Genomic DNA, 26,907 nt, shown 5'->3' on the forward strand with positions numbered 1-26,907 from the left:
GGCACCTCTTATAATGTTACTACATTGTTTTCATCACTACCTACAATATACACTCCTTCCTCCACATCAAATTGACTGTGCAAGGTATTCCACACGATAAAATGCATTGCCCCTCGTTCTTGATAATGCAATAATTGATTGCTAGCGGTCAAGCCATATATTGTATTCGTTTCTCTCTTAGTATTATACACTATTTCTTGAACTTTTTCTCCTTCTTTTCTAGGATGAAAGTGAAACTTTCTGTGTCCTTTTACTATAATTTCATAGCCTGCTTTGGTATGAAGTTGTACAGATAACCAATCTAGTGTTAGCTCTTTACCAGCTTGCCCTTTACTATAAAGATGTTCTAAGGTATCCACATGAGTGTACCCCTTCTGATATCCTTCTACAAACACACCATTCCAACGACTAAACCCACGATGATGCAAGGCATCTACACATTGTTTCATCGCTCGCGGTGAAATATCGCCATTCTTAGCATCTATATAAAGATACGCCTCCTTATGAAAGCCTGTCTTACAGACCATGAAAGCTGGTCCTGAGGAGATAGCAATAGGGACCACTTGCACCGTTGGTTTTACATACGATAGTAGTAAAGGCAACATCCCTACTACCAAGAGTGCAATACTTGCCATCCTATTCCATGCCACACAAATAGGCTCTTTCAGTGCTAATAACCAATATATATACGCCACGCCTAGATACCACACTGCCACTAACCACAAAGGCATCGGCGGTGACCACAATAGACCTAGATTACGAATAGCAAATAAAAGAGACATACTGGCTTTCAGAATGAAACCTAAGAGGGACCAACCTAATGTAAAAGTAAATACTAAATTAAGGATAGCCAAGAAAAGACCTGCTATAATCGCCATATCTAGCAAGGGCCCTACTATAAGGTTAGAGATGATACTAAGGAAACTGAGTATATGAAAATAATACAGCTCTATAGGAAATATGAGAACTTGTGCAGAGATACATAAAGCCACACCTTTAGAGATAGGATTCGGTGGAAACAGTCGATACACATAGGGATACAATCCGATGATCCCCAAGGTAGACCCAAAGGATAAGACAAAACTAATATCTACCGCGAACAATGGTTTCCACAAAAGCAAACATAAGGCAGATAATAGGAGCGCATGTAACGCCCGATACGTACCGCCATGCATCACCACGTATCCGCTTAATAGTCCCATCATGGCAGATCGTAATACTGGCGGACTCCAACCCACAATTGTACAGTACAGTAAAATCAAAGCACAAGTGATGGAAAATTCTACACCTTTACGTAAATGCAACCGCTGCAATACGATAGAAATAATGAGAAATAACAAGGCAATATGAGACCCTGACACCGACAAAATGTGGATAAGACCTGTTTCACTGAATAACTTTACCATTGTTTCTGGTAGCATAGCATATTGACCGCCTAGTACCAAGGAGGATCCTAAGCTAGCAATGGATGGTTCTAGATTCTCTTCAAATTGTTGTGCCACCCAATGATGGACTCTATCTAGATAAGCACCCAGCGCATACCCCGTATCAGCTATCCATGTGCCTAGGGTCTTCTCTACTGTGTAGGGGCCTTCTATGGTACCTTGGTACAAATTTCCTTGTAGTCCATCATTGATATGTCTCGTTTTCATAGATAGAGAACCACTTTGCTCGTAATAGGTAAAGCCTTTCACAGTACCACGAATGACGTAGCGATCTCCCATATGAATAGGTGGCTCTCCTGGCACATAAATACGAATACTTCCCTTAGCGGGCACATGCTCAGTAGCGCCATTCTTATCTATATCCATTCCTTCTACATCAGCATCTACCATGGTCATAATGCCATCTAGCGTCACCGTAGACTGTGGGTTACTAGTTAATTGCACATAATAGGCACCATCGGCACCATAATAAAACGGTCTATCTTCAAAATAGTGTGTGATGACTCGATCTGTATGTACATATCCTATAGCAATAAATACAGAAATAATACCCACTAAGCCCATCACATATCGCATCATTTTATACATATGTTCATTACGTTGTTCGTATCCACGTAATCCTATTATCCCAAGGATGCCAAATATAGTGATGATACTTAACCAATACATAAGATAGGTGTGTATTTCGTTTTCGTATAGACTCATACAAATTCCCAATAGCATTCCTAGCACACTGGTGATACCTAGATCTATTGGCTTGGGTAACCTTTTCATAATCGTACTTTCTCCACAATTTTTTTATACAATGCAGGTCCTATCCCCTTCACCTGTCGTAATTCTTCTAAACTTTTGAAAGGACCATGTTCTTGACGATAGTCCACAATCTTTTTCGCCATCTTAGGGCCTATGCCCGATATTTTTTGTAAATCTGCTTCGGTTCCATCATTAATAGAGATATTTTGTTTTCGCAGTAACTCCTCAGGACTTCCGTGAAAGTTGAAATCTACATGAATATGTGTGCTTTCCTCTAAGGTATCTTCTAAATGTAGATGATTCACATCTGCATAGGGTAATAGTCCTTTGCTGGCCTCAATAGCTGACTTCACTGTCGCAGGGCTTTGTAGCTCATACAAGCCTGGTTCTTCTACCGCTCCTGTGACATACACCAAAATTGTATCTGCTTTCGTTTCCTTCTCCACTGGACCACCACGATTTCCTTTGTCTAACTGCTTCACAATCTTTGGGGTATCAGATGGTGATCCATCGCCTTTCATTGGTGTATCTGCTATAATAAGATAGTATCCACATACACACAGTAGGAATAGGCATACGATGATGCCAATTCGTTTTCGATTTGTTACTTTCATTCTATCACATCCTTTCAAACAAAAGGTTCGTCATAGATGAGTAGTATCCTTTAAAATTCACTACCAGTATATATTGGGAGGTATTATGAAAGAAGATTTACAACAATATGCCCGTCTTTTACTACAAGAAGGAGTCAATTTACAACAAAACCAACTGTTAGTCATCAATGGAGATGTAGAAAATAAAGATTTTGTATACATCGTTGTGGACGAGGCCTATGCACTGGGTGCCAAAGATGTGCACATTAATTGGCGTAGCACTATCACAGCTAAGTCTCGTCTATCCAATGTAAAAGATGAGGTCTTATCTAATCCCGCACCTTGGATTAAAGATATGTATCACCATATCCTTGATTCCAACGCATGTATTTTATCCTTAATCAGTGCGAATCCATTTGCCTATGAAGGCGTGCCTTCTGAAAAAATCGCCCTCGCCTCTCGTAGCATGGGCAAGTTAACTAAATTTTACCACGAGGCCATTATGGATTCCACCCTTACTTGGTGTGTAGCCTCAGTAGCTACTCTCACATGGGCTGATTTGCTTGGTTATGAGGGCACAGAAGAAGAAAAAATCAACCGCTTATGGAATACTATCTTTACCTTATGTCGTATGAAACACGTACCAGAAGAAGAATCCTTTGCCAACCATTTAGATCGCCTTGCTAAGCGCACCAAAACACTGAATGATTTACAATTGGTATCCTTACATTATACCTGTCCAAACGGTACAGACTTAACTTTACAAATGCCAAAAGGGCACTTATGGTTAGGTGGTAAAGAATCATCTAAAAAAGGGATTATCTTTGATGCCAATATTCCAACAGAAGAAGTATTTTCTGCACCGCACTATGAAGGCGCCAACGGTATCGTGTATTCTACGAAACCATTGATCTATGATGGAAACCGTATCGAAGACTTTCATATGACATTCAAAGATGGTAAGGTCGTTGACTACGATGCCAAACAAGGTCGTGAGTATTTAACAAACCTCATTGAGACGGATGAAAACTCTTGCTACCTTGGAGAAGTAGCCCTTGTAGACCATTACTCCCCTATTAGCCAATCCAATATGATTTTCTTTGAAACCTTGTACGATGAAAATGCATCGTGTCACTTGGCTTTAGGTGCTGCATATCCAACTTGCTTAGCCCATAGCGATGGATTATCTCAAGAAGAACTACACGCTCGTGGACTGAATACATCCTTAGCACATACAGACTTTATGATTGGTCATGAAAAAATGAATATCATGGGCACTACAAAAGATGGCAAAGAAGTTCCTATTATGATTGAAGGACGATTACAAGTGTAGGGAAATTTTATCTAATATACTTCTAGCTTCTCCATGAAATCATCAGAATCCCCCTTTTATGGGATATTGCAAGAACTAACATATGGTAATGCAAAAAAGAGGTACCTCGCATGACCGCAAGGTGCCTCTTTTTATTGTGTCAATTTGTTTTCTGCCATATACCAGTAGTCTATTCTATGACAACCCTATGGTCTTCTAGATATATAACCTAATTGTACTGTAAATAGTGCCTTATAGCAATGTATCTACAGCGATATTTACTAGTACATCGGATGGGCTTTCACAGATATAATCAGCACCAGCAGATTCTAATTCTTCCACTGAACCATATCCGTAAGATACACCCATAGCCACACAATTTAATGCTTTGGCAGCTTCCATATCGTATTTACGATCTCCCACCATGTACCAACGGGAGATTTTATATTTTTGTGCTGTAATTGTCTCCATATCTTGCAGCGCCTCTTTCAAAATATCTAGCTTATGGACTAAACCAATTTCTCGATTGGCCCCACGGATGACTTCAAAGTATGGATCTAGTTTAAAATGCTTAATAATATCCTTTGCTTGTTCTTCTGGTTTTGCTGTAGCAATCCCAACATAAGCACCTGTTTTACGAAGCGCTTTTAAGGCTTCTTCAATTTGGGGATACACTGCATTTTCATATTTTCCTACGGAATCATACCGTTCTTTGAAAAAGTTGTAGGCCTGCTCCACCTCTTCATCTGTCATATGACAATGTTCTTTAAAAGAATCTGCCAACGGTGGACCAATGAATAATTGTAATGTGTCCTCATCAGGAATAGGATGATTCATACTCGTTAAGGCATGACGTATAGATTTTAAAATTCCCTCATGAGAATCTGTTAATGTTCCATCTAAATCAAAAATAACACAAATCATAATGACTCCTATCAAAATAAATGCGGGGTAATATATAGGTTAATACAGATAATAAGTAATCGTTAGTTGTTTCCATGTGTCAGTTCTACTTTCAAAAGTATACTAGTTCTATATCTTCTTAGGTACAGGATACATTTCTTAGCTGTGAAAAATACCTTTACAAGTCATACAGTAAAGAGTATACTGTATATAGAAAAGTTTCTATATAGTAGGAGGACAGTATGGAAGATAATCAAATTCCTACGGCCATTTTAGATAAATTAACAAAAGTTTGTACTTGCCGTAGTATTACAAGAAAAGCAATTAAAGAAGCAATCTTAGATGGTTGCGATACATTTCCTAAAATTAGAGAGCGCACTAGTGCTGGTACCGGTGCATGCGGTGGCAAAGGCTGTGGCCCACGAGTGGTGAAACTTTTAAAGGAACACCAAGAAGGACAATGGTAAGCGCGACCAACATAAGAATCATAAGATAGGTGATACATATCACCTATCTTTTTTATATACACAAAAAAGGCTGCTCAAGAATGTACATCATTCTGTAGCAGCCTTCTTTTTATTTCTTTAATGCTTCACGCAATGTATGCCAAGCAAGCACTGCACATTTAACACGGGCAGGCATGTTAGAAATATTTTGCAAAGCAATCGCATCCTCTAAGGCTTCTAATTCGTCTTCATCAGTCACTTCTTTTTTGATCATTCCTAAGAAAAGGTCCACTAGTTGGAAAGCTTCTTCTAAGGATTTACCAGTAATGACATCAATCATCATAGATGCCGATGCTTGGCTGATAGCACAGCCGGAACCTGTATAAGCAGCGTCTTTTACAATGCCGTCTACCACATTCACTTGCAATGTTAAATCATCACCGCAACTTGGATTATGACCATGTTCACTAGCAGTAAACACCTCTAACAAACGCTTATTACGCTTGTCTTGGTTATGCTCCAAAATCAGTTCCGTATACACTTGATCCATTTCCATGGTATTGTTCTCCTTACTCTGACAAGCCCATGGTTGGTCGAACTGTTTTCAGGGCTTCCAAAAATTGATCTAAATCTTCTTTTTTAGTATAGATATACATACTAATACGGTTGGATGCCGGTACTCCATAGTAAGCACCTAGTGGTTGCGCACAATGATGACCAGAACGTAAGCATACCCCATGGCTATCCATGATGGTTGCTACATCGTGAGGATGTACATCATCCACAGTGAAAGCAATAACTCCATGCTTTTCTTCTGGATTGGCACTACCTAATAAATGAATATGTGGCATAGCCGCTAGTTTAGGTAATACATAGCGCACTAATTCTTGTTCATATTCATGAATAGCATCCATACCAAACTGTTCCAAATACTCAATGGCAGCTTTTAATGTGACAGCACCATGTGCATTGGGTGTGCCAGCCTCAAATTTATAAGGTACTTCATTGAATGTTGTGGTTTGTTCTTTCACGTATTCAATCATGTCCCCACCAAATAAAAATGGATCCATGTCTTCTAATAAGTGATATTTACCATATACCACACCAATACCTTGAGAGGCACACATTTTATGGCCTGAGAATACAAAGAAATCACAATCTAAGGCTTGCACATCAATAGCTTGATGAGGAGCCGATTGCGCTCCGTCTAGAATAGCAATGGCACCAACAGCATGAGCGCGTTCCACCAGCTCTTTTACTGGAAATTCCATACCTAACACATTACTTACATGGGCAAAGGATACAATTTTTGTAGATTCATCAATTTTATCCATTTCACCATCTTTGATGTGACCATTTTCATCTAGGTACATATATTCCAAAGTGGCCCCTGTCACTCGGCATACATATTGCCAAGTCACAAGATTTGCATGATGCTCTGCTATAGTGATGACGATTTTATCTCCCTCTTTTACATGCTTCAAGCCATAGGAATGAGCAATTAAGTTCAAGCTTTCTGTAGTGTTTCGAGTGAAGATAATTTCTTCGCGTTTACGAGCATTAATGAATCGTTGCACCACATCACGAGCACCTTCATAGGCCTCGGATGCTTCCATAGCAAGCACATGGGCTCCACGATGGGGATTTCCATTATGATTCGCCATATGCGTTTCTAATGCTTTCATCACTGGCACTGGAATTTGTGTAGTAGCACCGCTATCCAAGTAAGCAATACGTTTACCACGATGAGTTCTTGTTAAAATTGGAAAATCTTTATATGCCTCTGCTATTGGTTTCATACTATCCCTCTCAATTATATTTTTTGTCGTAGTACTGCTAAGGCAGTTTCTTCCATTTCTTCATTGCCAATACGATCAATCAATGGTCGTAACATGGATTCTACGATGATATGTTTTGCTTCTTCTTCGTTGAAACCACGGCTCATTAAATAGAATAATTTAGCTGGGTCTAATTGACCAGCACTGGATGCGTGATTACCAGATACATTATCTTCTTTACACAATAACAATGGTAAAGAAATGGACTTTACTTGTGGCGTTAATAGTAAACATGTATCTTCTTCTGCACCTTCAGATGCCAAGCTACCACGCAAGAAATCTAAGGTACCACGGAATGATTTTTTAGAAGAACCATTCAATGCACCTAAGTTATTAATATTACTGATTGTTTTTCTACCGATATGTTTCATTAACATGGCAATATCAAATACTTGCGTACCAGTACCGCAATAGCCTAAATCATGTTCTACTTCTGCGTAGTCTCCTACTAAATCTTCTTGATAATTCAAGAAGTTTTCAGAACCACCCAACTCGATGTTGATGAACTCTACATGACCAGACTCTTCTACTCGTGTATAACGATGTTCAAATTGTTGTACCTTACCAGTTAGCAATTGCACTTTTTTGAACACCACAGATGCTCCTGTGTGGGACACGATTTCTGAAAGTAATCCCACATGACCATCAGTAGCTTCGCCTTTCAAGCAAAGTGTTAACTCTAAGGTAGAGTCTTTTTCCGCTTCGATTTGTAAGCGTGTTCTTTCACTGACAGCACCTTGTACATCAAGAACTATGGTCAATGCTTCCTTTGCACCAGCTGGTACTTGAATATGATAGCCATGTGTAAAGTGATGAGATGCATCGCGCAACGCACCAGCATGGACACCTTCATAAGAAGGTTCTAATAGTTCTTTATTTGTAATGTCTGTTACAATGTGCTTGGACCCTTCAACTGTCACTGTAGCACGTTCTGTACCAGCCCATACATTGCCTTCTGTATGATTTACCTTTAACCAACGGAAAGTCGGTCTAGGCAATTCATTAAAATGTAATGTGTTGCTCATCCTAACCTCCTAACCGATAGAACCTTCAAGTTCTAAGGTAATTAAATTATTCATTTCTACGGCGTATTCTAATGGTAATTCTTTAGAAATCGGTTCTACGAAACCACGTACAAGCATTGCTCTTGCTTCTTCTTCACTAATACCACGAGTCATTAAGTAGAAAATCGCTTCATCGGAAATACGACCGATTTTTGCTTCGTGTCCTAAATCGACATTATCATTTTCAATAGTAATCGATGGAATCGTATCAGATTGAGATTCTTGATCTAACATCAAAGACTCACAAGATACTGTCGCTTTGGAATGGTCTGCATTTTTACCGATGTTCAAGACACCACGATAAATGGCTGTACCACCACTCTTAGAAATAGACTTAGAGTTTACATTACTTGTTGTATTTGGTGCAGCATGGATAACTTTTGCTCCCGTATCTAAATATTGACCTTCCCCAGCAAATGTAACACCAGTAAATTCACAGTGTGCCCCTTCGCCAGCCAAGATACTCATTGGATACAAGCAGGATACAGCAGATCCAAAGGAACCAGATACCCACTCAATTGTAGCATTTTTACCAACTCGACTACGTTTTGTATTCAAGTTATACATATTTTTAGACCAGTTTTCAATAGTAGAATACCGCAAAGTCGCATTATCTTTCACGAATAACTCAACGCAACCAGCATGTAAGTTAGCTACATTGTATTTAGGAGCAGAACAACCTTCGATGAAGTGAGCTTTCGCCCCTTCTTCTACGATAATCAAAGTATGTTCAAACTGACCTGCACCTGGTGCATTCAAACGGAAGTAGGACTGCAATGGAATATCTACAGTCACTCCTTTTGGTACATACACGAAGGAACCGCCAGACCATACTGCGCCATGTAAGGCTGCAAATTTATGATCTGTTGGTGGCACCAATGTCATAAAGTATTGTTTTACAATGTCTTCATGTTCATGTAATGCTGTTTGCATATCTGTATATACAACGCCTTGACGAATCAAGTCTTCTTGAATACTATGATATACAACTTCAGAGTCATATTGAGCGCCTACACCAGCCAAGGAAGTTTTTTCAGCTTCTTGGATACCAAGACGGTCAAATGTCTCTTTAATATCATCTGGAACTTCGCTCCAGTCTTCTTTCATATCAATTTTAGGTTTTACATACGTCACGATATCTTCCACATTTAAGGCGCTAATATCTGGCACCCAATTAGGAACATCTAATTGATTGTAAATTTCAAGAGATTTTAAACGGAACTCTAACATCCATTGTGGCTCATTTTTGTTAGCCCATATTTCACGAATGATATCTTCTGTTAAACCAGCTTCTGATTTATAGGAGAAATCAAATTCATTACGAATGTCATAGACGCCGCGATCCATCTCCTCAATTTGAGTTTTCTTTCTCGCTTCCATGAGATCCTCCTATACTAAATTTTTGTATGCGTCGTAGCCTTTTTCTTCGATTTCACGAACTAATTCAGGGCCACCAGTTTTTACAATACGACCATCGATTAAGATATGCACGTAATTTGGTTGTAACTTTTGAAGAATTTGGTTGTGGTGAGTAATAATTAGCACCGCATTGTCTTCATTATGGAAACGGTTCACACCTTCCGATACGATACGAACAGCATCTACGTCAAGACCAGAATCAGTTTCATCAAGAATAGCCAATTTAGGATTTAAAATGGACATTTGAAGGATTTCATTTTTCTTTCTTTCACCACCAGAGAAACCTTCGTTCACATAACGGTTAGCGTAAGAAGTATCGAAAGATAATTCTTCCATTTTCGCTTTCAATTCTTTTTTGAAAGCCAAGGCCCGTACATTTTCACCAGTAATTGTATTTTTAGCGGTACGGATGAAGTTTTCTACTGTAATACCAGGTACAGAAATTGGATGTTGGAAAGACATGAAAATGCCTTTTTTCGCACGTTCGTTAACAGCTTCTTCTGTGATATTTTCGCCGTTAAATACGATAGAACCTTGAGTCACTTCATAAGCAGGGTTGCCCATGATAACATTTGCCAATGTAGATTTACCAGCACCATTAGTGCCCATTACTACATGGATTTCACCTTTATTAATTGTTAAATTGATGCCCTTTAAGATTTCTTTCTCTTCAATAGAGGCACGTACATTGTCTACGCGAAGTAATTCTGCCACGTATGTCACTCCTTATCAAATAAGCTACTATATACAAACGAAGACTAGTTAGGTCTTAGCATATGTTGAATACCGTAAAAAAACGGATTCCACCAAAGTGTAATCCGCTGTCATATTCATAGCATGAGAACGCCACTTTGGCTTAAATCTAATTTAGTAAATATACTATGTATATTATACTGTGTATAGACTCGAACCGCAAGCTAATTTCTACTATTTTACTATGATTTTGATGATATATTAACATACCATCTATTCATTTATAGCATATTGAAATTTAAATTCTCCACCAAGAGACTCAACAATGTTTATTATACCGAATTTTCTCAATATTGTAAATGCTATTCCCATATTTTTTTAGGGATATAAAGCATTTTACTCTCTTCATATAACTACACTCAATTTCTATAAATATAGACTTGCAATTTATCCTACACAATTATATACCAACTCTAATAGATTGCCCCTCACGATTAGATGCTAATTATATATAAATAGACATATACTCTATTTCCCTGAGATGTATAACAATGTCTCAGAAGTAACTAAAGCATATGTCTATATTAGCCTAAATAACTATCGTAAAGAACAGCCCTTTACATTTCTACTTATAAATTAGAAAAATCTAATGTAGCAAAATAATCATCTAGTGTTTCTGCTCGGCGAATTTGTGTGACACTGCCATCTTCATGTAGTAATAGCTCTGCGGAGCGTAATTTACCATTGTAATTGAAGCCCATAGCATGACCATGAGCACCAGCATCATGAATCACAATGCGGTCGCCCATGTCAATTTTTGGTAATTGACGATCGATAGCAAATTTATCATTATTTTCACATAAAGATCCAGTCACATCATAGGTCATGTTAGCTGGCTCATTTTCTTTTCCCATCACAGTAATATGATGATACGAGCCATATAAAGCTGGACGCATCAAGTTAGACATACATGCATCTAAGCCAATATAATGTTTATAAATATCTTTTTTGTGGATCGCGGTAGCCACCAAATACCCATAAGGACCTGTCACCATACGACCACACTCGTATGCCAATTGAATAGGGCTATGACCAGTTCCTGTAATCAAACGGTCATAGGCTGCTTTCACACCTGCACTTAACACCTTATAATCTACCGGAGTCTGCTCTGGTTTATAAGCAACACCAATACCACCACCAAGGTCAATAAAAGATACTTCTACACCAGTTTGTTCTTTCACACGCAATGCTAGATTAAACATCAATTCAGCCGTACCTACTAAGCCATCAACATCTAGTTCATTGGATACCACCATCGTATGTAAACCGAAGTTAGTAATACCTTTTCCTTTTAAGTAGTTGATAGCTTCCATGATTTGTGCTTCCGTCATGCCATATTTCGCTTCTTCCGGAAGGCCGATAATTGTATTACCACCTTCTTTTAAAGGACCTGGGTTGTAGCGGAAACAAAAACGATCTGGTAACTCACCATGTTGTTCCAAATAGGCAATGTGCGTAATATCATCTAGGTTAATAATCGCACCTAAATCCATCGCTTTTTTGTATTCTTCGTACGGCGTATCATTGGAGGAGAACATGATGTCATCTCCTGTGATCCCCACCTTTTCGCTCAAAATTAGTTCTGCCATAGAGGAGCAGTCTGCACCAATACCGATTTCTTTCATCATTTTCATAATATATGGATTTGGTGTTGCTTTCACAGCAAAATATTGTTTGAACCCTGGTGCCCAACTGAAAGCATCTAAAAATGCGCGCATATTATCCATAATACCTTTCGCATCATAAATATGGAACGGCGTTGGATATTGCGCGATAATCGTTTCTAATTGTTCCTTTGTAAATGGTGTTGTCTTTGCGTTCATCTTAACTCCTCAATCTATTTGTAATGTACTATGTGACAGCCTCTTTCTGTAACATAGCAATATATTAAACAATAGGCACTCTTCATGTATTATCTCAATAAGGAGCGACACATTTCCGCCTAGACCTTAAGAGTTATACCATTACCTGTGAAAGAAATACATAATACTATGCCATCAATCCAAAGGTAATCCATGAATACCGTAACGTATTGTAACATACATTCTATAGAATTGTAAAGATTCTATAGAATGTATATATTAAATGATATATATGACTTATAAAAACATAATCTCACCTATAGAATGCCGTTGCAAATAGTAGCCTTGTAACGTTTCTTACTACTTAGTTTACACAAGCACAAAAGCCGATGGCGTGCTCCTCCTTAAGAAACGCAATTGAGCGTAGTAGACTTGTGGCGTTCCTTACTGCATACATTAGATAGCCTCAAGAAGAGCACGGTGTGCTCCGAACAAACATTACGTAGTGCCGTTTGTGAGGAGTATACCGTGCTCTTCCCTTTACTTCTATTCATTTTAGAATGCCACAGACTACATAGCACAACAAGTTACTTCCCAAATAAAGACGCATCTACACTATATCGTCCACCACCCATAAAGAATATAGCCAATGCAGCAAATCCCATTTGTGATGGATAATCCCATGCAAAGAAACCTGCATCTATATGAAGAATGGTAGCTGTAAACAAAACTCCAGCTAATAACAACGCTCCAAAGCGTGTAAACAATCCAAAAACAACCAACATACCACCAATAAATTCACAAATTGCTGCAAAAGCTCCAAACACTTCAAAGTACCCAGGCAATCCTAATGATCCTAACATAGCACCTACTTTATATAACCCCGATGCGCCACTTAAGAACTTCACATATCCATGATAGACCATAGAGATACCAAGAGCTAATCGCAACACCAATATTCCAAAGTTAACATACGTAGGTTTACCACGCAATAAAAAATGAACCATATGTGTATCCTTCCCTCAACAAATTTTCTTACAATTAATTAATTAACTAATATACATAAGTATACCATAACACCTTACCACTCTCCTAAATACAATTCTATACATACCCCTTACCTTATATCCTAACAAGAATTGCTTAATACTATTGTCCCATGTTCCCCTATCCCTTTGAACGCAGTTGTGCACAAAAGTCTATGGCGTTTCCTTTGCCAAAATAATGACAACACAAAAGGAGTGCGACATGTTCCCGAACAAACATTATGAAATACCGTTTGTGAGGGAATGTGTCGCACTCCTACTATTATGCTATTTTCAAAGGAACGCCATAGACTGAATAGCGCTGCAAGTGTTACCCGATGTCAGCAGGTGTAGAGAAATCTACTGTAATACCCAATGCTTTCGCTACGCCTTCACCATATGCAGGGTCACATGCATAGCAATGTTTTGCATGGCGTTCTTGGATAAACAATGGAACTCCTGCCATATTGCGAGCTGTATTACTAAACAATACTTGTTGTTGTTCTGGAGTCATGAGACGGAACAATTTACCAGGTTGTGTGTAGTAATCGGAATCATCTTCACGGAAGTCGTATTGGTATGCTTTACCAGACACGTCATATCCTGGATCTTTGTATTGTGGTTGGTTAGCCCATTGGCCAAAGCTATTTGGAGCATATCCAATAGTAGCGCCATGGTTGCCATCTACACGGCCTTGTCCATCACGATGGTAAGAATTGAATGGGCATTTAGGCGCATTCACAGGAATGGATGGATAGTTTGTGCCTAAGCGGTAGCGTTGCGCATCTGCATAGGAGAACAAACGACCTTGTAACATACGGTCAGGGCTGAATCCAATACCAGGGATAATTGTGGATGGAGCAAATGCTGCTTGTTCTACATCTTGGAAGTAGTTTTCTGGGTTACGGTTCAATTCCATCACCCCTACTTCGATTAATGGGAAGTCTTTTTTATACCATACTTTTGTAAGGTCAAATGGATTGTATGGAAGAGCTTCTGCTTGTTCTTCTGTCATCACTTGAATGTATAATTTCCAACGAGGGAAATCACCTTTAGCGATCGCATCAAATAAGTCACGTTGTGCACTTTCACGATCATTCGCAATGATAGCAGCTGCTTCATCTTCTGTTAAGTTTTTAATTGGTTGTTGGCATACCCAGTGGAATTTCACCCATACACGTTCGTCGTTCTCATTGATTAAGCTATATGTATGAGAACCGAAACCATGCATATGACGGTAGCCATCAGGAATACCACGATCACTCATTACGATTGTGATTTGGTGCATTGCTTCTGGCAAGCTAGTCCAGAAGTCCCAGTTTGCAGTAGCATCACGCAAGTTAGTTTCAGGATTACGTTTTACCGCACGGTTCAAGTCTGGGAATTGCAATGGATCGCGGATGAAGAATACTGGTGTGTTGTTACCTACTAAATCCCAGTTACCTTCTTCTGTGTACATTTTCACAGCGAAACCACGGATATCACGTTCCGCATCAGCGGCACCACGTTCACCAGCTACTGTGGAGAAACGTACAAACAAATCAGTTTGTTTACCTACTTCAGAGAATACTTTTGCTTTTGTATATTTAGTGATGTCGTTTGTCACTGTGAAAGTACCGAATGCACCGGATCCTTTCGCATGCATACGGCGTTCAGGAATCACTTCACGAGCAAAGTGGCCTAATTTTTCCATCAACCACACGTCTTGCATTAATACAGGGCCACGTTTTCCAGCTGTGGCACTGTTGTTGTTATCCGGCACTGGAGCACCAAAGGCTGTTGTCAATTTTTCTTCTTTCATAACTTTCTCCTTTGTAAACTTATACATATTATAATAAAATTAAAACCTATATCTTTTACAACGGATAATAATTATCCGTTACTTTATGATGTAATTATAAAACTTTTTCTATGTATTGTCAATAATGATTTTCCATTAATTTTCATTATTCTTCATGTTATTAACTATAACATTATCAAGTTATTAATTATATATCATCCATATATATATGAAACTATACCCCAGAAGGATACCCAAGGCATTCAAGGGCATTTCTATATATCCCATATAACAAAAAGGGACTATGAAAGAATAGTCCTCTATTCTTTCACAGTCCCCATAGTATTTACTTAGTCAATACTGCGATCCACTGATGCAATCTGAAATTACATCATACCGCCCATACCACCCATTGGAGGCATTGGAGGCATCATTGGAGCATTTTCATCTACTTTGTCAGCTACAATGGATTCAGTAGTTAATACTAATGCTGCGATGGATGCTGCATTTTGTAAAGCAGAGCGTGTTACTTTAGCAGGGTCCACGATACCAGCTTTTACCATGTCTACATATTCTTCTGTTAATGCATTGAAACCGATGCCGCTTTCAGTAGATTTTACGCGTTCTACTACAACGGAACCTTCTAAACCTGCATTGTAAGCGATTTGGCGTAGTGGTTCTTCCACAGCACGGCGAACAAGATTTACACCTGTCAATACATCGCCAGTTGCTTCGATACCGTCTAATGCTGGGATGATATCGATTAATGTAGTACCACCACCTGCAACGATACCTTCTTCTACAGCTGCACGAGTAGCGTTCAATGCGTCTTCGATGCGAAGTTTTTTATCTTTTAATTCCACTTCTGTTGCTGCACCTACTTCGATCACAGCGACACCACCAGACAATTTAGCCAAACGCTCTTGTAATTTTTCTTTATCGAATTCAGAAGTAGCTTCTTCTGCTTGTGCGCGAACTTGTGCTACACGACGAGCAATCACGTCTTTATTACCATTACCATCAACGATGATAGTTTCGTCTTTTGTGATGCGAACTTGACGAGCTGTACCCAAGTGTTCTAAATCTACATTCTCTAGTTTCAAGCCCACTTCTTCGCTGATGACGATACCACCAGTTAAGATAGCAATATCTTCTAACATAGCTTTACGACGATCGCCGAATCCAGGAGCTTTCACAGCTACTGCTTTTAATGTACCACGAAGGCGGTTCACTACTAATGTAGCCAATGCTTCGCCGTCTACGTCTTCAGCAATGATCACAAGTTCTTTACCAAGTTTTACAACTTTTTCAAGAGCTGGCAATAAGTCAGCAATCACAGAGATTTTGCGGTCAGTGATCAAGATTAATGGTTCGTTCACAACTGCTTCCATTTTATCTGGGTCAGTCACCATGTAAGGGGATAAGTAACCACGGTCGAATTGCATGCCTTCTACTACATTTAACTCAGTTTGTAATGTTTTAGATTCTTCTACAGTGATAACACCATCGTTGCCTACACGGTCCATTGCTTCCGCGATCAATGCGCCGATTTCTTCGTCAGCTGCAGATACGGATGCTACTTGAGCAATGTCTTGTTTACCATTTACATCAATCGCTTTGGATTGAATTTCAGCCACTAATTTTTTAACGGCTAATTCGATACCTTTTTTAAGGATCATTGGGTTAGCACCAGCTGCTACATTGCGCATACCTTCTTGAATCATAGCTTGCGCCAAGACTGTAGCAGTAGTTGTACCATCACCAGCTACATCGTTAGTTTTAGTAGCAACTTCTTTCACTAATTGAGCACCCATGTTTTCAAATGGATCTGGAAGTTCAATATCGCGAGCGATGGTAACACCATCGTTAGTGATTGTTGGGGCACCAAATTTTTTCTCTAATACTACATTGCGACCTTTAGGTCCTAATGTTACTTTTACTGCATTTGCTAATTGGTCAACGCCACGGCCTAATGCACGGCGTGCTTCTTCGTTAAATAAAATTTCTTTTGCCATTGTATAGCCTCCTATATGGGGTCGTCCCCTTCTTTGGTCAGATTATAATACTGCTAAAATATCTTTTTCGCTGATGATCAAATGGTCAATGCCATCAATTTTGAACTCAGTACCAGCATATTTGGAGAACATAACTGTATCGCCCACTTTAACTTCTGGTGCTACACGTTCGCCATTGTCACATAATTTACCAGGACCCACAGCAATAACCGTACCTTCAGATGGACGTTCTTTTGTGGAAGATGCTAAAAAGATACCACTTTCCGTTTTTGTTTCTACTTCTAATACACGAATAATGACACGATCGCCTAATGGTTTCATTGTTATACCTCTTCTCTTATACACTATAATATCGATGTTAGCACTCAAGAGTGGTGAGTGCTAATCACAAGTATTATTATAAATCATTTTTAAATTTTTGCAAGTCTTTTTTGACTTTTTGACTAAATACTTTTTCATAGTTAAAACTTTACTTCATAGCAGCCATAATTTTTTTATGATTTTGCTTCATGAGCTGCGATAATCTTTTTGCAAGTTTCCACGAGGCTAATGCGTTTATCCATACTGAAAGCTCGTATTTTCTCGTACGCTTTTTCCTCAGAAAATCCATGTAAACTCATCAATATGCCCGTCGCTTTCGCCACATATTTTCGTTCTTCTAGGGAACTTTCCAATCCTTTGACCTGTTCTAGCAAGTTTTCTTCTTCTTGAAAACGACCCATAGCCATCTGTAGAGCTGGACCCAAGTCCGATTCTCGTAGAGGTTTTATTAAATAACCATACACTCCAGATTGAGATGCCTTTTGGATTAAATCATCTTGGCTGTACGCTGTTAATAGTACCACTGGAGCCAATCGTTGATGGCGAATTTGTCGAGCCGCTTCTATGCCATCTAATTCAGGCATCTTCACATCCATCAATACTATATCTGGTTGTACTGTTTGACATAGTTGAATAGCCTCTACACCATTACAACCTTCCCCTACAACGGTATGACCTTGGCTTTCTAATATATCTCGCAAGTCCATGCGAATGAGCGACTCATCATCGACTACTAAGACGCGCATACTCTTCTCCTTTATAAATCCAAATATCTACCATAGTCCCTGTTCCTTTAGATGTCCAAGAAATTCTTCCATCCAATTCATTTCGCACTAAATTCTCTATAATCTGTAATCCTAAATGGCTCTTTCTAGTACTTTCAAAATCGTCTGGCAAACCACAGCCTGAGTCATGGATACTAATGTGTAGCATGTCATGATGTCCAACGTCTCTTACGTCTCGTACCTCTACCTGTACTTGACCTTCTATTCTGTCTTTGAAAGCATGTTTAAAAAGATTGGAAAAGAGTTCATTCATTACCAAGGACACATAGCTGGCCTTGTGAGATGACATAATAATGTCTTCTCCAATATATTCCATGTCTATGCGTTGCTCAGAAGACCCTAACCCTTGTCGCAACAAGCGCCACAGTTCTTCTATAATACTGCGCAACGCCACATAGTCTTCATCAAAATTAGACACGATTTCATGGACAAGAGCCATACTTTCAATCCGATGAATACTGTTTTGTAAGGCTTGTTTTACATCTTCGGAAGTACTTCTTCTACTTTGCATGCGCAATAAACCCGCTACAGATTGCAAATTATTTTTCACTCGATGATGCACTTCTTTAATGACAGAATTTTTTACTAGTAACTGTTGATCCCGTTTTCGAAGCTCCGTCTTATCTTGTAACACCAAAATACCACGTTTCCATCTAACTCCAAGAACAACGGGAATCATCACTTGTCGCAAGGCAATATCACCATATAATTCTTCGTCAATCGTACCTAGTCTATCTTCTAAAGCCTTTTTAATACGACCTACTTTCAATGTGCTGCTATAGATTGATGTACCCTGTATGCGTCTGTCGATACCAAATATATCCCCTAATTTTTTCGCAGCACGGTTCGCATATAAAATAGTTCCATCCTGTTCAAAGAAAATAATTCCATCTAATACGGAAATCCCATCATATAACTCAGGTTGTTGTAATTGTGGTACTAACATTCCTTGAAACGTAGTCTGTGATACCATGGACATAAATTCATCATAACGATTAGAATACACTTCAGACACAGGATTAGTAAAGGCACAAGCACCAATACATTTGCCTCCATTATCTACAATAGGATAGATATAAGAGTGATAGGTTTCTACTGTAATCCCACTATCTGTTTCTTCTTCCCACTCCAATAGGCCTGCAAAAGGTTTTCCTGTATCTAATATCTGTTGAATCGGATGCTCTAGGGGTATGTCTAATTTCTGTACTGTCCCCGTATGACGACTATCCAACGCTCCACTAAGTAAAAGGTGTCCGTCCTTAGCTTGCACTAAGAGGGACACCCCTTGCTCACTGATAGCTTTACCAAAGCTTAATCGTTCAGAGAACTGCAATAATAAAGCCTGTTGTGTAGGATATAAATCTGTTTCTTTGTCTAGGCTGTCTTTCCAACTAATCATGTTGGTTTCCTTTCCACAAATCACTGCCCAATGGAATGGACGGTTTTGCATTCAAAGTGTAGTTACTGAATTTACCAGCTTGTGCCATATAATAGGCTCGGCAACCAATCATAGCTGCATTATCTGTAGCCAACATAGATCCTGCTGTGAGGTACGTCAAGCCTTCTGCTTCACACATGGCTTGTAAATCTCGCTGCAATCCACTGTTAGCCGACACGCCACCAGCTAGAGCGATCTTCGTTTCTCCTAATGTATGAGCCGCTTCTTTCATTTTTTCTACCAATACGTCCGTAATGGCCTTTTGAAAGGAGGCTGCTACATCTTCATGACAGATGGATTCACCTTTTTGTTGTTTTCCATTGATATAGTTAAGCACCGCAGATTTTAAACCACTAAAGCTAAAGTCGAAGTTTCCTGTTTCTAATAAAGGCCGTGGGAAATCGATGGCACCTGGATTGCCCTCTTTTGCCAATGCATCAATATGTGGCCCTCCTGGGTAAGGATAGCCTAATACGCGAGCGATTTTATCGAAGGCTTCACCTGCCGCATCATCACGTGTTTGTCCTAATACCTGAAAGCTTTCATAATCTGTCACATGAACAATCATAGTGTGCCCCCCAGATACCACTAAGCACAAGAAGGGAGGCTCTAAATCAGGGTGTAACAAGAAATTTGCAAAGATGTGACCTTCCATATGATGAACGCCAATCAAGGGAATATCTTTTGCAAAGGATAGAGCCTTCGCCGCTGACACACCTACCAACAAAGCCCCAACTAAACCAGGCCCATAAGTGACACCGATATGGTCCATATCATCTAATGTTACATTCGCATCTGCCAAAGCTTGGTCAATGACTGGCATAATCTGTTCTATATGATGTCGAGACGCCACTTCTGGAACGACACCGCCAAACTTTCTATGTATGGGTACTTGACTGGAAATTACATTAGAAACGACCGTTCTGCCATCTTGCAACACTGCTGCCGATGTTTCATCACAACTAGTTTCAATAGCTAGTGTGTAGATACTCATGCCAGTTCCTCCATTTCTTTCGCCATAATCAGCCCATCTTCTACTGGATCTGAATAAAATTGTTTGCGTACTCCTACCGCTGTAAAGCCAAGTCTACGATACATCGCTTGAGCTGCAATATTGGAGACACGCACTTCTAAAAAAATATGCTTCATGCCTTGTTTACGGAGCATTTGCGTTAACTTACGAGTCATTTTAGATCCATAACCTGCACGACGATGTTCAGGATGTATGGCAATATTCGTAATCTGCCCTTCATCCAAGACTAACCAAGATCCTGCATAACCAATAATCTTGTCATCTTCTGCTTCTGCCACAAGGTACAGCTTATCTTCTACTTCTAAATCATCTAATAAGGCTTCCTTTGACCAAGGTGTTGAAAAACAGGCCCTCTCTATTTGGTAGATACCTTCAATATCACTTCGTAAGGCTTCTCGTAATGTGACCATTATCGTTCACCTGCTGCTTCACGGACTACTACCGTAGGTTCCACGTAGGTACCAGTGGCTAGGATGTCTTTGTTTTTCTCATCCCACACCACTTCCGCTTCCGATTTACGAATATAGAATGGCTCAATGGACTGCGCATCAGGAATCGTACCACTCACGAATTGTGGTAATGCCACTTGAATAACATGAGATGCCCGTGGGCGTTGCTTCGATTCATGACCAATAACAAGTCTAATAGGGTCAATACGACCTGCTTCTACACCTATGGCATATTCTTTTTCCAATCGCTTCAGACCATCCCCTACGATGACCACTGGAGTATCTCCAGATAGCTGTACTAGTTTCTCTAACAATTCAGTTACTTGATGTACTTCTATTGTATCTAAAGCAATTATGTCCGCGCCATTCCACTCATACTGACGGCCATAGACCTGTTTCTTTTGTGCATCAATGACAGTGCATACCCGATAGTTAGAATACATAAAACTTTGGGCTAACACATCGGTGGTGAGCACGCCTACTACGGGTACATTCCAAGCATAAGCCAAAGCCTTTGCCGTGCCTAAGCCAATGCGCAAGCCTGTAAAGGAACCAGGCCCAATGGTTACGGCAATGCCGGTAATGTCAGATTTCTTTACTTTCCCCGTTGTCAGCACCGCTTCAATATGTGGCACCAATTGCTCAGAATGAGTAAGCCCTGCTTGTACAATGAGTTCGCTTCGTATTTCTTTGTCATTTCCTACCGCTACGCTAGCAATGGCGCTACTCGTTTCAATTCCTAAAATCATAGGTTCTCTCCTATGCATTGTAATGTTTCCTCTGAAAGTAAGTCCGTACGAACTGTAAACTGACGAGATCCATCATTACCGACAGAAATCTCAATCCACACTGTCGTATCTGGTAATTCATCGACAAACTTACTAGCCCATTCCACAACGGACTTCGTTTCCTCTGTATATTCGTAAAAGCCGATGGTTTCCAGTTCTTCTACCAAGTCCATTCGATACAAATCGAAATGGTATAAGTTAGAACCATCTACTTCATAGGTGTTCATCAAGGCGAATGTAGGACTTGTCACTTCTTCTGTAACTCCAAAGCCCTTTGCAATCCCTTGGGAAAAATGCGTTTTCCCTGCCCCTAGCGTGCCATCTAGGGCAATACATATAGGACTTTCATAGTCTTTCATAAAATTCCCTAGGCTATAACCTAGAGCCAACGTTTCCTCTACGGAGTGTGTTGTATATTGTATGGTATTCATAGTATTCCTTTATCCAAATGATTATATCCTTTAGGTTCCACTCTCATCCATTGTCCATCACGGTCTACTAATACCTGTGCATTGCCTGCTTTGACATACCCAATGATGGTGAAAGTCTCAGCCGGCAATGCCTCTGCTTTATCAGCTGGAATAGTTCCCACTAGCTGAAAATCTTCGCCCCCTGTCCACATAGGAAGATAAGGACTCATCTGATGACTTTCACAATAGGCCTGAACCTCTGGATGGATGGGCAACGCACTTTCATCAATGAAAATAGTCACCTGCGATGCGTTAGCAATCTCATTAAGCTCGCTGGATAAGCCGTCACTGATGTCGTTCATAGACGTGGCACCTAAGTCTCTTGCTATTATACCACATTCCACATGAGGAATGGGCCGTTGATGGACAGACCTGCTCACCGGATAGTCCTCGCTGCCCTCTAACAAACTGTGAAGACCCACATAAGATAAACCCAGATAATTCGTGATGAACACTGCATCACCATCTTGAGCTCCACTGCGTAGGACAGATTGATTTGTTGGAACATCTCCAAACACTGTGGCAGAAATCACAAAAGGTCCCTCGGTCGACACCGTATCGCCGCCGATGATATTGACTCTATACTCTGCACATATGTCATGCAATCCTTGATACACTTCTTCTACATAGGACGTATGTCGCCCCTTAGGCACTGCAATAGACACCACCATATGCCGTGGGGTGCCACCCATCGCTGCTATGTCGCTAATGTTTGCTGCCCCTAATCGATACCCTACATCAAAAGAGGCTGTGGTGCTTTCACTAAAGTGGATGCCTTCTACCATCATGTCCGTACTAACCAGTTGATCCACATCGCAAGGCGTATCATAGACAGCACAGTCATCACCAACACCGACCTTTACGTACGTAGGATTATAGATACTGTGTTGGGTTAATTTGTCGATGAGAGCAAATTCGTCAAGCGACGATACCCTACCCTCAGGTACAGTAGTACTATTTTCCATGTGACAGCGCATGTCCTCCACAGTTTCACTCTCCGAAGTAGCATCATAATCTGATATAGCATCCCTGCTGATAGTATACCCATTGTCATTATATTGTATGCTTTCTTCCTGTATATTCCCGTTAGTACTATAAATATGCATACAACGATTCGATAGCAAATGGCTTTCGTCTAACAACAAATTCTGCAAGAAACGTTCTAAATATTCTGTTGTTCTATACACGCCTAGTTTCAAATTTTGATAATTGGCTCGTACCAAAGCATTTCTAAAGTACCACACATGGTCAGCGAACATATCATTCATCACGGTAAAGCCTAGGGTTCGGAGATATTTGATAAAAAACACAGCAGTCGTTCTCGTATTTCCTTCACCAAATACATGAATCTGCCACAATCTGGCAACAAAAGTAGCCAAATGACGAATCGTCTCTGACATATCCAAATTGGCATAGGAAAAATTTTTTTCTTGCTCTATGTCATAGAGTAAGGTCGCCCCTAGTTCAGACACGCTACCATAGGTCACCGTATCACCATCGAGAATCCATTCCTTTTTTGTAATATTGTAATCTCGTATACTGCCCGCATGGGCATAGATATCTGTAAACAATTGTCTATGAATCGATAGGTACTCATTCGGCGTAAAACTGAAAGCTTTCTCTAAGAGCAACTCCAACATACGAAGTGATACTATATCCGCCTCTGCCGTTCTATCTTCTTGATTCGGATAGGGTTCATAATAATTTTCCAACAATGTATGAAGAACCTGTAGCGACATCTGCCCTTCAATATTCTTCTTTGCTAAGTCTACTAAATAGGCAGACGGCGTCAACCCATCGACAGCTTGTAAACCAATAGCTGTCTTCCAGGCTTGAGCTTTTTCATATTGACTAGCTTCACCTTGACGGATATATTCCTCAAAAGGATCCTTATGCATCGTACCACCTCGTTTCATTGTGTAATAACAAACTAACGTATCTATGCCGTTACAGATAATAACGATATACTATTGCAATTGAACTATAAGATCTGTATATCACTTTTCTATACACGTTGTTCTTATTGTACCATACTAGGGACCAAAGGATAACAAAAATAAAAGGAACCCCTATAAGGATTCCCTTTTAGTATGTTTCCGTATATTTGTATATCCCTACCGCGTCATCTCCACTAGCTGTTTCACATAGTCATTACTCGGATGATTCTTTACTTCCTCCGTTGTTCCATATTGTTGTATCTTACCTTCGTGCATGACAAGGATATGTGTGCCTAGCTTGAAAGCTTCGTGCATGTCATGGGTGATAAACACAATAGTACAGTCCGTTTGCTTATGAATATGTTTCAAGTCTTCTTGTAGTTGATACCTCGTAATGGAATCCACCGCTCCAAATGGTTCATCCATGAGCAATATCTTCGGCGAGTTCGCATAGGCTCTAGCGATACCAACCCGTTGTTGTTGACCTCCAGATAATTCTTTAGGATACTTTTCCTTACTATCTAGTGGTAAGCCCACTAATGAAAGCATGCGTTCTACAATAGCATCTACCTCTTCTTTCGATACACCCTCTAGTCTAGGCACATACCCAATATTCTCTGCTACTGTCATATGGGGGAACAGTCCATCCCCTTGAATAGCATAGCCAATCTTTCTCCGCAAAGAAATAATATCCTGATCAATAACACGAGTTCCAAAAATAGTAATATCTCCCTCGTCGGGTACTATCAATCCATTAATCATTTTTAAGAGTGTCGTTTTCCCTGACCCAGATGTACCTACAATACAAAGAAAGTCACCTTCATTGATTGTTAAATTGCAATCTCTCACCACCCATTTGCCTTGATAGGATTTTCCAATATTTTTATATTTTATAATTTGATTCATCTATTTCACCACCAATCCTTTAGATTGCAAAAATTCCTTTGCCACTTGTTTCGGGTCTTCCTTATCAATTTCTACCCTTTTATTCAGCTGTGCCATAGTACTTTCATCTAAGATACCATCCAAACGATGTAATACCTTTTCTAGCTCAGGATGTTTCTGCAACGTTTCCTCATGTACAACCATGCCTGCCATGTAACTTGGGTAAAAGTTTCGATCGTCCTCTAATACTACAACCCGTGGATCAGACAGTTGACCATCTGTAGTAAACACAGTCATCGCATCAATTTTCTTATCAAACAAGGCTTGATATTTTAATCCATTGTCCATATCTACTTCTTTTTTGAAGTGATAGTTATAGGCTTTAGCTAACGCTTTATAACCATCTTCACGTTCAAAAAAATCATATTCTGCACCAAATGTTAGCTGTCCTGCATACTTCGCCAAATCAGTAAATGTGCGGATACCATATTCCTTTGCTAAGTCTGCACGAATACCAATGCTATAGGTATCATTAAAGCCAAACATACCTTTCCATAAGAAGTGATACTTATCCTTGTATTCCCCAGTCAACATGGAGAACTTGTCATTTTTGTACTCTTCCTTATGTTTTAACACGATTTGCCAAGATGTCCCTGTATACTCTGGATACATATCAAAGTCGCCTCGCACCATGCCAGGATGAATATTAGATGTGCCACCACCTACACCATGGGTGTACTTAACCTTCAAGTCAGTATCAGCCTCAATGAGAGTACCCACGATTTCCGCCAAAATGTATCCTTCTGATACAGGTTTTGATGCAATGTGAATGGTATCATTTTTACTATACTGTTGCATTCCCAGGACACCAAAAATAATCACTAAGATAGCTCCCAATGCATAGCCTATTTTTTTATTCACTACCGTATGCATTTTGTGCTGTTCTACTAGTTTACCAATGAAGCCTAGTATGCCGTCTATGACCAAAGCTAAGAGAGCAATTAAAATACCGCCAATCCAAATCAATATTTCATTGTTAGTAGTTATACCACGGTAAATAGCAACTCCTAGACCCCCTGCCCCTACAAAGGAAGCAATCCCTGCTAAGGCGATGGTCATGGTCACCATATTCATAATAGCTCCGAAGATAACAGGAAATGCTAGCGGTAACTGTATTTTCCATAAAATTTGCCTATCTGTACTACCCATAGCACGGCTAGCCTCAATAATCTTTGGATCAATAGTGGTAATCCCTACATAGGTACTACGCACGATAGGTAACAACGCATAGATGGTAAGAGCAATAATAGCCGTCGTATTTCCCACACCAGTAAAAGAAATCAAAAAGCCCAACAAAGCAATTGAGGGTATGGTGTAAGCAATATTCACTACAGATATAACAGAATTAGCCAATTTTTGCTTCCGTGTGATGAACACTCCTATAGCCAAACCCAAAATCGTGGCAATGATGACTGCTGTAAAAGTAATTCCTATATGCTCTAGCAATAAATGCATATAAAATGGCCAGTTCTTACCTAACTCTTCTAATAAATTTTGTATCATCAAATCCTCCCTTTTTACAATATGTTTGTAGATCTTTTTTCATACTAAATTACCATGAATTTAAGGTATAAAAATGTTGGAGGCTCTTTA

Annotated in this window: 24 protein-coding genes; 2 read left to right on the forward strand and 22 right to left on the reverse strand. The window is 39.7% G+C overall.

Annotated elements, in window-relative coordinates; genetic code table 11:
* Nucleotides 1-8 precede the first annotated feature (8 nt).
* Both EO111_RS06750 and EO111_RS06755 read right to left on the reverse strand, forming a co-directional pair.
* Nucleotides 9-2,150, reverse strand: a complete 2,142-nt coding sequence (locus EO111_RS06750) for a ComEC/Rec2 family competence protein (protein ID WP_164727617.1) — start codon at nt 2,148-2,150, stop codon at nt 9-11.
* A gap of 65 nt (nt 2,151-2,215) precedes the next feature.
* On the reverse strand, nt 2,216-2,812 hold the full coding sequence (locus tag EO111_RS06755) for a helix-hairpin-helix domain-containing protein (protein ID WP_127011090.1): 597 nt from the start codon (nt 2,810-2,812) through the stop codon (nt 2,216-2,218).
* A gap of 85 nt (nt 2,813-2,897) precedes the next feature.
* Between EO111_RS06755 and EO111_RS06760 the strand changes: the two genes are divergently transcribed.
* Nucleotides 2,898-4,124, forward strand: a complete 1,227-nt coding sequence (locus EO111_RS06760) for an aminopeptidase (protein ID WP_127011091.1) — start codon at nt 2,898-2,900, stop codon at nt 4,122-4,124.
* A gap of 231 nt (nt 4,125-4,355) precedes the next feature.
* On the opposite strand, the gene EO111_RS06765 is transcribed toward EO111_RS06760, so the two are convergent.
* A complete protein-coding gene (locus tag EO111_RS06765; protein WP_127011092.1) occupies nt 4,356-5,027 on the reverse strand; it encodes an HAD hydrolase-like protein in 672 nt (223 codons plus the stop codon).
* Nucleotides 5,028-5,248: 221 nt separating this feature from the next.
* On the opposite strand from EO111_RS06765, the gene EO111_RS06770 reads away from it, so the two are divergent.
* A complete protein-coding gene (locus EO111_RS06770; RefSeq protein WP_009353629.1) occupies nt 5,249-5,473 on the forward strand; it encodes a (2Fe-2S)-binding protein in 225 nt (74 codons plus the stop codon).
* Between the two features lie 109 nt (nt 5,474-5,582).
* On the opposite strand, the gene sufU is transcribed toward EO111_RS06770, so the two are convergent.
* The 19 genes from sufU to EO111_RS06870 form a co-directional block, all read right to left on the reverse strand.
* Complete coding sequence (sufU, locus tag EO111_RS06775; protein ID WP_009353628.1) at nt 5,583-6,008, reverse strand: Fe-S cluster assembly sulfur transfer protein SufU; 426 nt, start codon at nt 6,006-6,008, stop codon at nt 5,583-5,585.
* A gap of 13 nt (nt 6,009-6,021) precedes the next feature.
* Nucleotides 6,022-7,251 (reverse strand): aminotransferase class V-fold PLP-dependent enzyme, encoded by a 1,230-nt coding sequence (locus EO111_RS06780; protein ID WP_127011093.1) that lies wholly within the window; start codon nt 7,249-7,251, stop codon nt 6,022-6,024.
* A gap of 14 nt (nt 7,252-7,265) precedes the next feature.
* Nucleotides 7,266-8,315, reverse strand: coding sequence for a SufD family Fe-S cluster assembly protein (locus EO111_RS06785; RefSeq protein ID WP_127011094.1), 1,050 nt, complete (start codon nt 8,313-8,315; stop codon nt 7,266-7,268).
* A gap of 9 nt (nt 8,316-8,324) precedes the next feature.
* Entirely contained in the window at nt 8,325-9,734 is a 1,410-nt protein-coding gene (gene sufB / locus EO111_RS06790) for a Fe-S cluster assembly protein SufB (RefSeq protein ID WP_127011095.1), read from the reverse strand.
* A gap of 9 nt (nt 9,735-9,743) precedes the next feature.
* Entirely contained in the window at nt 9,744-10,487 is a 744-nt protein-coding gene (gene sufC / locus EO111_RS06795; RefSeq protein ID WP_127011096.1) for a Fe-S cluster assembly ATPase SufC, read from the reverse strand.
* A gap of 608 nt (nt 10,488-11,095) precedes the next feature.
* Nucleotides 11,096-12,349, reverse strand: a complete 1,254-nt coding sequence (locus tag EO111_RS06800) for a diaminopimelate decarboxylase (protein ID WP_127011097.1) — start codon at nt 12,347-12,349, stop codon at nt 11,096-11,098.
* Between the two features lie 566 nt (nt 12,350-12,915).
* Entirely contained in the window at nt 12,916-13,335 is a 420-nt protein-coding gene (locus tag EO111_RS06805; protein WP_062403092.1) for a DoxX family protein, read from the reverse strand.
* Between the two features lie 349 nt (nt 13,336-13,684).
* Entirely contained in the window at nt 13,685-15,154 is a 1,470-nt protein-coding gene (locus EO111_RS06810) for a catalase (protein ID WP_009353608.1), read from the reverse strand.
* A 365-nt stretch (nt 15,155-15,519) separates the two neighbouring features.
* Nucleotides 15,520-17,148: a chaperonin GroEL gene (groL, locus tag EO111_RS06815; RefSeq protein WP_062403098.1), complete on the reverse strand. Its 1,629-nt coding sequence runs from the start codon at nt 17,146-17,148 to the stop codon at nt 15,520-15,522.
* Between the two features lie 42 nt (nt 17,149-17,190).
* A complete protein-coding gene (gene groES, locus EO111_RS06820; RefSeq protein WP_038144714.1) occupies nt 17,191-17,469 on the reverse strand; it encodes a co-chaperone GroES in 279 nt (92 codons plus the stop codon).
* A 173-nt stretch (nt 17,470-17,642) separates the two neighbouring features.
* Nucleotides 17,643-18,215, reverse strand: coding sequence for an ANTAR domain-containing response regulator (locus tag EO111_RS06825; protein ID WP_062403101.1), 573 nt, complete (start codon nt 18,213-18,215; stop codon nt 17,643-17,645).
* Nucleotides 18,193-19,653: a sensor histidine kinase gene (locus EO111_RS06830; protein WP_164727618.1), complete on the reverse strand. Its 1,461-nt coding sequence runs from the start codon at nt 19,651-19,653 to the stop codon at nt 18,193-18,195. Before EO111_RS06830 ends, EO111_RS06825 begins: the two co-directional genes overlap by 23 nt.
* Nucleotides 19,646-20,686 carry a tRNA (adenosine(37)-N6)-threonylcarbamoyltransferase complex transferase subunit TsaD gene (tsaD, locus tag EO111_RS06835; RefSeq protein ID WP_127011099.1) on the reverse strand — a complete coding sequence of 347 codons (1,041 nt, stop codon included), beginning with the start codon at nt 20,684-20,686 and terminating at the stop codon, nt 19,646-19,648. Before tsaD ends, EO111_RS06830 begins: the two co-directional genes overlap by 8 nt.
* A complete protein-coding gene (gene rimI, locus EO111_RS06840; RefSeq protein ID WP_127011100.1) occupies nt 20,683-21,135 on the reverse strand; it encodes a ribosomal protein S18-alanine N-acetyltransferase in 453 nt (150 codons plus the stop codon). The genes tsaD and rimI overlap by 4 nt, the downstream gene beginning before the upstream one ends.
* Nucleotides 21,135-21,923: a tRNA (adenosine(37)-N6)-threonylcarbamoyltransferase complex dimerization subunit type 1 TsaB gene (gene tsaB / locus EO111_RS06845; protein ID WP_164727619.1), complete on the reverse strand. Its 789-nt coding sequence runs from the start codon at nt 21,921-21,923 to the stop codon at nt 21,135-21,137. The genes rimI and tsaB overlap by 1 nt, the downstream gene beginning before the upstream one ends.
* Complete coding sequence (tsaE, locus tag EO111_RS06850; protein WP_062403110.1) at nt 21,920-22,393, reverse strand: tRNA (adenosine(37)-N6)-threonylcarbamoyltransferase complex ATPase subunit type 1 TsaE; 474 nt, start codon at nt 22,391-22,393, stop codon at nt 21,920-21,922. The genes tsaB and tsaE overlap by 4 nt, the downstream gene beginning before the upstream one ends.
* The gene (thiL, locus tag EO111_RS08360; protein ID WP_206168941.1) at nt 22,390-24,330 is read right to left on the reverse strand and encodes a thiamine-phosphate kinase; all 1,941 of its coding nucleotides are present in this window, start codon (nt 24,328-24,330) and stop codon (nt 22,390-22,392) included. Before thiL ends, tsaE begins: the two co-directional genes overlap by 4 nt.
* A gap of 216 nt (nt 24,331-24,546) precedes the next feature.
* Nucleotides 24,547-25,275 carry an ABC transporter ATP-binding protein gene (locus EO111_RS06865; RefSeq protein ID WP_127011102.1) on the reverse strand — a complete coding sequence of 243 codons (729 nt, stop codon included), beginning with the start codon at nt 25,273-25,275 and terminating at the stop codon, nt 24,547-24,549.
* The gene (locus EO111_RS06870) at nt 25,276-26,817 is read right to left on the reverse strand and encodes a glycine betaine ABC transporter substrate-binding protein (protein WP_127011103.1); all 1,542 of its coding nucleotides are present in this window, start codon (nt 26,815-26,817) and stop codon (nt 25,276-25,278) included. It abuts the gene before it with no gap.
* Nucleotides 26,818-26,907: the final 90 nt, after the last annotated feature.

Source organism: Veillonella sp. CHU594 (assembly GCF_003992265.1).
Lineage (GTDB): Bacteria > Bacillota > Negativicutes > Veillonellales > Veillonellaceae > F0422.